Origin of the sequence: Alteromonas sp. BZK5 (assembly GCF_014349115.1) — a bacterium.
GTDB lineage: Bacteria > Pseudomonadota > Gammaproteobacteria > Enterobacterales > Alteromonadaceae > Alteromonas > Alteromonas macleodii.
On the sequence record NZ_JACSOE010000231.1, the window covers coordinates 1 to 1,805 of the forward strand.

The following is a 1,805-nucleotide window of genomic DNA, read 5'->3' on the forward strand; positions in this document are numbered from 1 at the left end:
CTTTCACCTTTATCTGGTGTCGTCGTGATATCTAACTTCTCTAGCGCTTCTAAATTTATTGATAGAGGAGGCTGGATACTGTTACTTGGAGGCGCAATAGCAGCTTTTACTTGCACCGTTGAATTCACAGAATTGGATTTTTCTTGTTCTTTGTGATGTTTTCCGACCAAAAGCTCGTCAATCTCAGAGTCAGTATTAATATCCTGCGTCTGGGTAAGACTTTGAGATGTATCAATTAATGGTGGCGAGAAACGCCCGTAGTCATCTTCGAAATTAATCGCGTCAATCTGGACGCCTGTGTGGGCCTGGCTATTTGGGATTTTTGCACTATTGATTGAGCAGGGTGTGTTGTTCTTACCCTTCTTTTTCTTTGATGAAAGGTTAGAGGGCTTTGGATGAGGTGATGTGTTTTTTTCTTTTTCAGGATGAGTTTTATGCTGCGACTCAAAGACAACGTCAATAAGTCTCCCACCTATAGGCTTAACCAATGATACATGCTCTAAAGACAAGCTCAGAACGCGAATTCGGTCTTCTTTATCCGTGCCTGGGTTGATAACTACATAATAAACATAACGATTGATGTCAGGGTACTTTAGCGAGCGATAGTCGTTTGCGCGCTGGTTCGCAATCAAAAGACTGTGCTCAGCGCCTAATAGATTAGCCCAGGAGTCGGGCTCTGACGGTAATGGAATATCAGTGTAAGCGGAATATCGTGTATTTACCTGATTAATAATTACTCTTACGCCTTCTGGAAAAGGGATATGTATAGCCCACTTAGAAAAGAAATATGGGAGTTCTACAACGTCATCAAATCGTTTAACGGTGTCATAATCTTGTAATACATCCACAAATGCTTTTGCTAAATTAGAAACTGAAGGAAGAGGGCGGTAGCGCTGCGTATCACGTTTCGTTGATACACGATCAGCTTGCTTTACTATATAGTTAAGAGGGTGTTTCGAAGCGGCATGAATTGGAATGATGTGCTTAAGTTGTTCTCGCATACCGGTTTCTTTTGGGAAAAAGGATAGTAGCTTGCTTATAAACCATACTCGATACGCGTCATGCTGGTGGTATTCCCTGGACTGACGATATAGAAGCTTGTATCGATGTGCTCGATGAGTGATTAAAAAATCAAAAAGCGGCTCTTCATCTGGTTGCCATGAAGCTGAAGATATTGGTTGCCCTAACTTATTTAACGGTATCACTTCCATGTCTGTCATTGGTTTAGCTATATCGTGCAGGATACCTAACAACCATGCTCCGAGAGGGAAAATCAATTCGTAATCTGACCGATTTCCTGGCTCTGTATGCATCATTAATTCAGGGTGGGATTTGGCACCCTCAGCCGCCAGATTCGCGGTTTCAAGAAGGTGAAAGAACAAAGAGCCTGGCTGAACATGGTGATAATAGTTAGAAGCCGGTAATTTTAAACAGTATTTCGCAAGATAAAGAAGGAGTGGCTTGATTGACCGGTCAAACGTTAGTTCGTCAAACATCAAAATGGTCGCTGTTTGGTCAATTAAAATTTTATTAGATGACAGGAGCGTTTCCGGGTCCGATTTATGGAATAAATAAGTCCCTGAATGGGAGGGATAAAGTTGTTCAACAGAGTTAGCTTTTGTTGATTGAAAAAAAGAAAGTATAGAGCCCAGTCCTTTATTGATGTAGTCGAAACAAAAGCTAATGACAACTTTAAGTGACGTGTATATTTTGAAGGTGTGAAGGTTATTCACTAGAGTATCCAGATAGCAAATAATCTTAGTGTATTAGTTAACTTATGGTGGGAATTTAAGAAGGTAGCCTGT

At 40.9% G+C, this 1,805-nt stretch carries 1 protein-coding gene; it reads right to left on the bottom strand.

The window, feature by feature from the left end; all coding sequences use genetic code 11:
* The coding region (locus BIZ39_RS21555) for a TraI domain-containing protein (RefSeq protein WP_262385836.1) at positions 1-1,496 on the bottom strand (1,496 nt) is incomplete at its 3' end.
* Between the last annotated feature and the right edge of the window lie 309 nt (positions 1,497-1,805).